The 8,823-nt window shown below is 58.5% G+C and carries 9 protein-coding genes; 7 read left to right on the top strand and 2 right to left on the bottom strand.

What is annotated here, in order from left to right; genetic code table 11:
• Positions 1–100: 100 nt before the first annotated feature.
• A complete protein-coding gene (locus tag ACOVRJ_RS23035; RefSeq protein WP_422046157.1) occupies positions 101–844 on the bottom strand; it encodes a LuxR C-terminal-related transcriptional regulator in 744 nt (247 codons plus the stop codon).
• Between the two features lie 343 nt (positions 845–1,187).
• Between ACOVRJ_RS23035 and surE the strand changes: the two genes are divergently transcribed.
• From surE to rlmD, 5 genes are all read left to right on the top strand, one after another.
• Positions 1,188–1,937, top strand: coding sequence for a 5'/3'-nucleotidase SurE (gene surE / locus ACOVRJ_RS23030; RefSeq protein ID WP_422046156.1), 750 nt, complete (start codon positions 1,188–1,190; stop codon positions 1,935–1,937).
• Positions 1,938–2,044: 107 nt separating this feature from the next.
• A complete protein-coding gene (locus tag ACOVRJ_RS23025; RefSeq protein WP_422046155.1) occupies positions 2,045–2,785 on the top strand; it encodes a protein-L-isoaspartate(D-aspartate) O-methyltransferase in 741 nt (246 codons plus the stop codon).
• A 101-nt stretch (positions 2,786–2,886) separates the two neighbouring features.
• Positions 2,887–3,834, top strand: a complete 948-nt coding sequence (locus ACOVRJ_RS23020; protein ID WP_422046154.1) for a peptidoglycan DD-metalloendopeptidase family protein — start codon at positions 2,887–2,889, stop codon at positions 3,832–3,834.
• Between the two features lie 29 nt (positions 3,835–3,863).
• Entirely contained in the window at positions 3,864–4,850 is a 987-nt protein-coding gene (gene rpoS, locus ACOVRJ_RS23015; RefSeq protein WP_422046153.1) for an RNA polymerase sigma factor RpoS, read from the top strand.
• Positions 4,851–4,902: 52 nt separating this feature from the next.
• Entirely contained in the window at positions 4,903–6,258 is a 1,356-nt protein-coding gene (gene rlmD, locus ACOVRJ_RS23010; protein WP_422046152.1) for a 23S rRNA (uracil(1939)-C(5))-methyltransferase RlmD, read from the top strand.
• An 83-nt stretch (positions 6,259–6,341) separates the two neighbouring features.
• Here rlmD and ACOVRJ_RS23005 read toward each other — a convergent pair whose 3' ends face one another.
• Positions 6,342–7,037, bottom strand: a complete 696-nt coding sequence (locus tag ACOVRJ_RS23005; RefSeq protein WP_422046151.1) for a Bax inhibitor-1/YccA family protein — start codon at positions 7,035–7,037, stop codon at positions 6,342–6,344.
• A gap of 198 nt (positions 7,038–7,235) precedes the next feature.
• On the opposite strand from ACOVRJ_RS23005, the gene ACOVRJ_RS23000 reads away from it, so the two are divergent.
• The gene (locus ACOVRJ_RS23000; RefSeq protein ID WP_422046150.1) at positions 7,236–7,640 is read left to right on the top strand and encodes a GlcG/HbpS family heme-binding protein; all 405 of its coding nucleotides are present in this window, start codon (positions 7,236–7,238) and stop codon (positions 7,638–7,640) included.
• A 264-nt stretch (positions 7,641–7,904) separates the two neighbouring features.
• The coding region (gene carA / locus ACOVRJ_RS22995) for a glutamine-hydrolyzing carbamoyl-phosphate synthase small subunit (protein ID WP_422046149.1) at positions 7,905–8,823 on the top strand (919 nt) is incomplete at its 3' end.

Raw genomic sequence — 8,823 nt, 5'->3', positions numbered from 1 at the left:
TATTCAGTCGGCATTACGTGGTTTAGCTGGTCAGTTTTCGGTCGGCATCAACAATACAGGCCTCGGTCGACCTTCTGAGCCCATTCTGGGTAATCTTTGCTTAGACCAATCCCTGCTTGCTGGCCAGCACGGCCGCTTCGGCTCGGCTTGAGACATTGAGTTTTTTGTAGATGGACTTGATGTGGTCGTTGACCGTAAACCACTTGATGCCCATCAGGTTGGCAATCTCCTTGATGGTGAAGCCTTTGCTCAAGTAGGTCAGGACTTCGCTCTCGCGTGGAGTCAGGCGCTCCCATTCGGGCGGGGGGTCAAGAACGACGCCGCGGCCGGCGCTGAAAGAGCTGCTCGAGGAGAGCGTGCCAAAACCCGAGTTGAGTGCCATGGGTCCCGAGTCGCCGGCTGAACTGGGGCGGAAGTGGGAGAGCAGGCGTCTCGCAATTGCAGGGGAGAGGGGGGGTTGGCCGCGGACGATGCGTTGCAACTCTTCGACCAGGACTTCAAACCGGTCTTCCTTGAGCAGATAGCCGTCGGCGCCGCATTGCAAGGCGGGGAAGAGATGGTCGTCGTCTGAGTACAGCGTGGTCACAATCTTCAGCGCAGGAGTGCCGGCCAACTCAGCCAGCAACTCCATGCCATTCCCGTCGGGCAGTTCCAGGTCGACAAGAATCAGCTTGAAGCCCGTCTCGGGCGAGGTTTCGGAAAGCTTGGCGACGTGGCGTCTTGCGCCTTCAAGATCGCCGGCCTCGATGATCTCCATCGGGTCGCTGAAGCTCTCGCGTACGACTCGGCACAAGAAACTTCGTGCAACTGGGTTGTCTTCAATGATCAGTACTTTTACGGCCATAGCATGGAGTCCCGGGTAACTGCCATCCTATCGCACAACCATGGCTTGCAGGCTGGTCTAACCCTTAAGTGGACCCCTGATTCGCGGGACTCAGTTGCCCGTTGTCACTTCGAGTTAGGGGTTGTGCAAAATTGTCTCTTGAGATTCTTGTTTGGGTCGGGGCTTGTGGGTGATGGCGCCTCCTGGGCCAAGAGGTGGGGCTGCTGTCACTTGCTGTGCCGGAGTGTTTGTGTCAGCCGATAGAGGTGGTTTCCCGTGCGAGGCAATGATGGGAAAGCTGAGACCCGTCAAGGGTGGGTTGACGCTCGGTGAGTCCCATGTTCGGCGTGCCTACAATCATGCGATGCGCATACTTATCGCCAATGATGATGGATACCTCGCGCCAGGCCTTTTGGCTTTGGTGAAGGCTTGTGAGGGCTTGGGGCAACTCGATGTTATCGCCCCTGAGCAGAATGCCAGTGGCACCTCGAACTCCTTGACCTTGGGCCGCCCCTTGTCGGTTTATTCCGCGAGCAATGGCTTTCGCTATGTCAACGGCACTCCGTCCGATTGCGTGCATGTGGCTCTGACGGGCTTGTTGGGCTATCGACCGGATTTGGTGCTTTCGGGTATCAATAATGGCGCCAATATGGGCGATGACACCCTTTACTCGGGCACGGTTGCTGCAGCGACTGAAGGTTATCTGTTTGGCATTCCGTCGATTGCTTTCTCGCAGGTCGAGAAGGGTTGGGCTTGTTTGGATGCTGCAGCGGCGGTGGCTCGGCAGTTGGTCGAGCAGGTCATCGCGGGAGGCTTGGCTCATCCGTTCTTGTTGAATGTCAATATTCCCAATCGAGCGGATGCATTGAGGCTTCCTCGGCGCGTCACTCGTTTGGGGCGGCGTCATGCCAGCGAACCCGTCATTTGTCAGAAAAGCCCACGCGGCGACACGATCTATTGGATTGGGCCGGCTGGCGATGCAAGAGAGGCGGGAGAGGGGACAGACTTTCACGCGACCTCAGCTGGACAGGTATCTATCACCCCCTTGCAAGTTGATCTGACTCATCATGCTGCGCTGAATGATTGGTCCGTGCGTTTGGGGCGCAGCGAATGAGTAATTCGCCTTTGCGCCCGTCCCGCTTTCCTTTGCCGCTTGGAAAGCTGGTCAAGGGGGCCTCAGGGCAGGGGTCTGGTCCTGTCACCGGGGCTCGTGAAGTGTTGATGCCGCAGCGCCATTTGCGTGAGGCAGCCGCCGATGCGGCAAGGCAAACTGCCCCTCGGGGGCTGGGGCTGGACTCCGAAATGGTGCGGCGGCGTATGGTGCAACGCTTGCAGCGTGAAGGTCTGGCCGATGAACGGGTTCTGCAGGCCTTGTCTACCGTGCAGCGGCATGAGTTTGTAGACAGTGCCTTGGCAATCCAAGCCTATGAAGACACCAGCCTTCCGATTGGTCATGGCCAGACGATTTCCAAGCCGTCAGTCGTCGGGCGCATGATCTCCATCTTGTTTGGGGGCGCCAACGCTGGCCAACAGGGGCGCTTAGGTCGCGTGATGGAGATTGGGACCGGCTGCGGGTATCAAGCCGCTGTATTGGCAGAGCTTTCCAAGCATGTGGTCTCGATTGAACGGCTGCGTCCCTTGCATGAAAAGGCTCAAATGAATCTGGCGGCTGTGCGCACGCCCGCTCAAATTCGTTTGGTCTATGGTGATGGGCGCTTGGGTTATTCGGCCGGAGCACCGTTTGACAGCATCATTGCAGCGGCGGGCGGTGAGGATCTTCCGCCGGCCTGGTTGGCTCAACTCGCCCCGGGCGGGCGTTTGGTCGCGCCGATGGTGGCGCCGGGTGGGCGTGGCCAGATCCTGGTGGTCGTCGACCATGTGCTTGAAGCTGGTGTTGGGCGCTTTGTTCGTACTGAGCATGAAGCGGTCTTGTTCGTGCCCTTAAAATCGGGTGTGTCGTGAAGCGTTTAAGCTCTAAGGCTTAAGTGCTTCCGTCCCTTCATTTCGCCGAGAGCTCAAGATCGAGTTCTCGCTAAAGCCCGTCACTTCTGTATCAGCGCCGCATGCAAGAGAATTACCGTAGTTTTTCGAAGTTCACGCTCATCGCGAGCGTGTTGCTGAGTTTGGCCGCATGCAACTCGACGCCCAATCGCGCGCCGGTTGAAGAGCGCAAAGTTGGCGCTTCGACCAAGGCTGCTGCAGCGCCAGCACCCGCTGTCAGTGTCAATGCCGTTCAGCCCGAAGTGAAACCCTTGCCAGGTGCGGAGAATGCAGGCAAGCCCGGCTATTACACCGTCAAGCCTGGCGATACCTTGATCCGAATTGCTTTGGATAACGGTCAAAACTGGCGGGATGTGGCCAGGTGGAATGGCTTGGATAATCCCAACCTGATCGAGCGGGGTCAAGTTTTGCGTGTCGTGGCGCCGGGTATTGATGCTGCAGCGGTGACTACTAGATCGATCAGCACGGCCAAGGTTGAAACGCGCCCCTTGGATAGCAAGCCGAGCATCTCGGCCGCGCCCGTGGCGACTGGTGTTGGCGCAGCAACGTCATCGAGCTCTGGCTCCGTCACGCCTGCTGCAGCGGCATCGGGTGCAGCGACTCAAGCTGCCGCGGCTTCTAGCGCGGCTCGAGATACCGATGAAGATCCCGTTTGGGCCTGGCCTGTGGGCGGCCCGGTCAGCGCGGGCTTTGATGAGCAGCGGAACAAGGGCTTGGCGTTTGCGGGCAAGGCCGGTGATCCGGTGATGGCGGCTGCGGATGGCCGGGTGGTTTATGCGGGATCGGGCTTGCGCGGATACGGCAATCTGGTCATCATCAAGCACAACGCAACCTACCTTACTGCGTATGCGCACAACCAGGCCTTGTTGGTCAAGGAAGACCAGGCGGTGCGAAAAGGGCAAAAAATTGCTGAGATGGGTTCCAGCGATACTGACCAGGTGAAGCTGCACTTTGAGGTGCGCAAGCAGGGCAAACCGGTGGATCCGGCCAAGCTCTTGCCGGGTCGTTAGAACCTGATCGGCGCAGCCAGAGCGAGTCCATGAAACGTCCTGCGCCGAATTCGACCTTCCTGACAGACTCAGCGGACGCTGCGTCCAAATCTGATGCCAATGGCCTTGCCGACACGGAGGATTCTTCTGTGGCGCCGCAAGGCTTGTTTGCGAATGGCGATGTCGAACTTGGCAACGCGCTGCAAGCCTATCTGAGAGACATTCGAAGAACGCCATTGCTCACGCCGCAAGAGGAGTTCGATACCGCCGTGCAAGCACGCGCGGGCAGCTTTGAGGCGCGCCAATCGATGATTGAACACAATCTTCGATTGGTGGTCAGCATTGCCAAAAATTACTTGGGGCGAGGTCTGCCCATGAGCGATTTGATCGAGGAGGGCAATCTCGGCTTGATGCATGCCATTGGCAAGTTTGAGCCCGAGCGGGGCTTTCGTTTCTCCACCTATGCCAGTTGGTGGATACGCCAGAGCATCGAGAGTGCTTTGATGCATCAGGCCCGCTTGGTGCGATTGCCGGTGCACATCGTGCGCGAGTTGAATCATGTGTTGAAGGCGCGTCGTGCGCTGGAGGCGATGCGAGCGCAAGGAGGCGGGGAAGCTAAGGTCCGCGCTGAGGATATTGCCGAGGTCTTGTCACGACCCGTCGCCGAAGTGACTGAGCTGTTGTCCTATGCCGAATTGCCGAGTTCATTGGACTCGCCCGCGGATCGCTCGACCGAGGGGGGGGAGTCGGTGGTCGATTTGGTGGCTGATGAGCGGGCTGTGGACCCCTTGGGGCTGCGCCTCAGTCATGAGGTGGATGAACTGCTGGCTCATGGTTTGGCGGGCTTGAATGAGCGTGAGCGAGAAGTACTCGCGGGTCGTTTCGGGCTATCTGATCGGGAGCCTGAGACCTTGGATGTGCTGGCCACGCGTCTGCATCTGACGCGGGAGCGAATTCGGCAGATCCAGATCGAAGCACTTGCCAAACTCAAGCGCAACATGATGCGTCATGGCATCACCCGCGACTCGATTTTCTAGGCCAACAGTTCCGATGTGCGGTTGATCGGCTTGAGGCAGGGATAATCTCGTCATGACTCAAGTTACAGAATGGCTGAAGGTTGAATCACTCGACCTGGAAGCGCAGGGCGTAGCCCACAACACTGAAGGCAAGGTGGTTTTCATCGAAGGCGCATTGCCCGGTGAAGAGGTTCAGGTTCACGTTGGCCGCAAAAAGAGCAGCTGGGAACAAGCCGTGGTGACGGCCATGCGCCGTGAGAGCTCGCAGCGGGTGCGCCCGGGGTGTCCGCATTTTGGATTGCACGCGGGTTCCTGCGGTGGTTGCAAGATGCAGCACCTCCATGCCTCGGCGCAAGTGGCTGTCAAGCAGCGCGTGATGGAGGACAACCTCTGGCACCTGGGTAAGGTCAAGCCTGAGATGCTGCTGCGCCCGATTGAGGGGCCGACCTGGGGCTATCGGTATCGTGCTCGTTTTTCGGTGCGTTATGTGCCGAAGAAGGGTCAGGTTTTGATCGGCTTTCATGAGCGCAAGAGTCGCTATGTGGCCGATATGCAGGTCTGTAAAGTGGTGCCCGAGAAGGTCAGCGATCTCTTGATGCCCTTGCGTGATTTGATCGCCAGCATGGCCGAGCGTGACCGCCTGCCGCAGATCGAACTGGCCATGGGGGACTCAGTGGTCGCCCTGGTGCTTCGCAATCTGGCGCCGTTGCCGGATTCGGATAAAGCCAAGCTGCGCGAGTTCGCTGCCCAGTATGGTGTTCAGTGGTGGCTGCAGCCCAAGGGGCCGGATACCGTGCATCTGCTGGATGAGGGTGGCGAGCAGTTGTCGTACGCTCTGCCGGAGTTTGGTGTCGTGATGCCGTTCAAGCCGACGGACTTCACGCAGGTCAATCCGCACATCAACACGAGTTTGGTCGGACGTGCTTTGCGGCTTCTGGATGTGAAGCCTGAGGAGCGGGTGATCGACTGGTTCTGTGGCTTGGGCAATTTCACCTTGCCCTTGGCGACTCGGGCGCGCGAAGTGCTGGGAATTGAAGGCAGCGAAGCCCTGGTGCAGCGTTCGCGTGAGAACGCCCGCTTCAATGGACTGGCTGAAAAGACTGCCTTTGTGGCACGAAATCTGTTCGAGATGACGCCTGCGGTCTTGGTTGCCGATGGTGTTTCGGATAAATGGTTGGTAGATCCTCCGCGCGACGGCGCCCACGCTTTGTCGCAGGCGCTGGCCGATATCGCTCAAGATCCCGCGCTGGCCCCCAGCTGGCAGTCGCCGAAACGCATCGTTTATGTCAGTTGCAATCCAGCCACCTTGGCTCGAGATGCTGGCATTCTGGTCAATCAGGCAGGTTATCGCTGCACGGCGGCAAGTGCAGTGAACATGTTTCCGCACACCTCGCATGTGGAGAGCATTGCGGTTTTTGAGCGCGCTTGATTCAGCCGATGCGGAAGAAAAAAAGGGACCCAAGGGTCCCTTTTTTGTCTGAGTTGACAGGCTTTGCGATCAGGGCAAGCGGCTTAGTCGCGTTCGCCGCCGAAGATGCCCAGCAAGGACAGCAGGCTTTGGAACACGTTATAGATGTCCAAGTAGATGGCCAGGGTGGCGCTGACGTAATTGGTCTCGCCACCGTCGATCACGCGCTTGATGTCATACAGCATGAAAGCCGAGAACACCACCATGGACAGCGCCAGCATGGTCAGCATCAGTGCGGATGACTGGATGAAGATGTTGGCCAGACCGACCACCAGCAAGATGATGGCGCCGACAAACAAGAATTTGCCCATCGAAGTCAGATCACGCTTGATCACTGTTGCCAGGGAGGCCATGGCGAAGAAGATCGCGCCGGTGCCGCCAAACGCCAGCATGATCAAACTGCTGCCATTGCGGAATCCGAGGATGCCCGCCAGCAAACGTGACAGCATCAAGCCCATGAAAAATGTGAAGGCCAGCAACACATAGACGCCGGTGCTGGTGTGCTTGGTCTTCTCGACGGCATACATCAAGCCGAAGGCGCCGACTAAGAACACGATCATGCTCATGCCTGAACCCATGGCGGCCATGATGCCGGTCGAAACACCGACCCAAGCACCCAGAACCGTGGGGACCATGGAAAGCGCCAGCAGCCAATAGGTGTTGCGCAAGACGCGTTGGCGATCTGCGGCCAAGCCGCTGTTCAGCGTGCTGCCGTACTGGGTTTGCAGGGTTTCGTTCATCGTCAATCCTCCTAACAAATAAGGGTGCGGCAGTCGATTTGCCTCATGCACCTCAGGCGTAACTGTAGCGCTTGTTTGGTTTTGCTGTTCAGGCCTCACCCGCATGGCTGCTTTTCCCATGCGGGGTCAATGTGGCAGGCGATCCCGACACATGATCACAAGGTTTAAAGTGCACGCTTTCATTGGAATTTCAACAACATGAAGCAGAAGCCATTTTTGAGTCTGGATGAAGTCAAGCGGATTGCGGCGGCAGCGGAGGCTGAAGCACTCGCCCATCAATGGGCGGTTTCCATTGCCATCGTGGACGATGGTGGTCATCTGTTGTGGCTGCAGCGACTGGATGGTGCGGCAGCGATTTCTGCACAGATTGCTCCTGCCAAGGCGCATACGGCCGCCCTGGGGCGGCGTGAATCCAAGGTTTATGAGGACATCATCAATCAGGGGCGAGTCTCGTTCTTGAGTGCGCCGGGTCTCAGTGGTCTTCTGGAGGGTGGGGTGCCGATTCTGGTGGAGGGCTACTGCGTCGGTGCAGTGGGAGTGAGTGGTGTCAAGTCCGCGGAAGACGCGCAGATCGCTCGGGCGGGTATTGCGGCTTTGGCCTGACTTGCCGTGTGCCTGAGTCATGTGCAGGACTCAGGCTTGGCCCCTGGTAATTTGCTGACGCCAAGCTCCGGCTGACATCAAGTTGTCAAATAAAAGCGGGAGGTGGTCTCGGTGATAACCCTGCTCGGTTATACTCAGCAGGTTTACCCGCTACCCAACGCACCCAGCGAAACTCAAACCAGTTTCCCCCTTCCGGACTCAGGCAACTTGGCATCCCGCCCAAGTTTTGCAGCAGAGCTGGGCGCGCACATATTGGAGTTTCCCGTGCTGCCCGATCTGCTCAATTCCCCCAAAGCGATTCTTGCCCTGGCAGACGGCACGGTCTTCAAAGGCTCCTCCATCGGTGCTGCTGGCCACACGGTCGGCGAAGTGGTGTTCAACACCGCACTCACCGGTTACCAAGAAATCCTCACCGACCCCAGCTATTGCCGTCAGATCGTGACCCTCACGTATCCGCACATTGGCAATTACGGTGTCAACGAGGAGGACGTCGAGGCGCAGAAGATTCATGCCGCAGGTCTGATCATCAAGGAGTTGCCCATCCTTGATTCCAACTTCCGCAAGACGCGTACTCTGGCGCAATACCTGAAGGACGAAGGGACGGTGGCGATTGCCGACATCGACACCCGTCGCCTGACGCGTGTGCTGCGCACCACCGGCGCGCAAAACGGCTGCATCATGGCGCTGGCCACAGGCCAGGCCATCACCGATGAGTTGATCGCCGACGCCGTAGCCAAGGCCAAGGCTGCGCCAAGCATGGCCGGCTTGGATCTTGCCAAGGTCGTCAGCGCTGCTGAGAGCCACAGCTGGACCGAAACCGAGTGGACGCTGGGCAAGGGCTACGGCAAGCAAACCCAGCCGCGCTTTCACGTCGTGGCCTACGACTTTGGCGTGAAGAGCAATATCTTGCGCATGCTGGCCTCGCGGGGTTGCAAGATCACCGTGGTGCCTGCACAAACGCCCGCTTCGGCGGTGTTTGATCTGGAACCGGACGGTGTTTTCTTGTCCAACGGCCCCGGCGACCCACAGCCTTGCGATTACGCGATCGCTGCAGCCGCGACGCTGATCGAAGCGGGCATCCCGACTTTCGGTATTTGTCTGGGTCATCAAATCATGGCTCTGGCCTCAGGCGCCAAGACCTTCAAGATGAAGTTCGGCCACCACGGTGCCAACCATCCGGTCA

The sequence above is a fragment of the Roseateles sp. genome (assembly GCF_049240545.1).
Lineage (GTDB): Bacteria > Pseudomonadota > Gammaproteobacteria > Burkholderiales > Burkholderiaceae_C > Paucibacter_A.
Note: the sequence above shows the minus strand (reverse complement) of the source record. Positions and strands in the feature narration are given on the sequence as shown.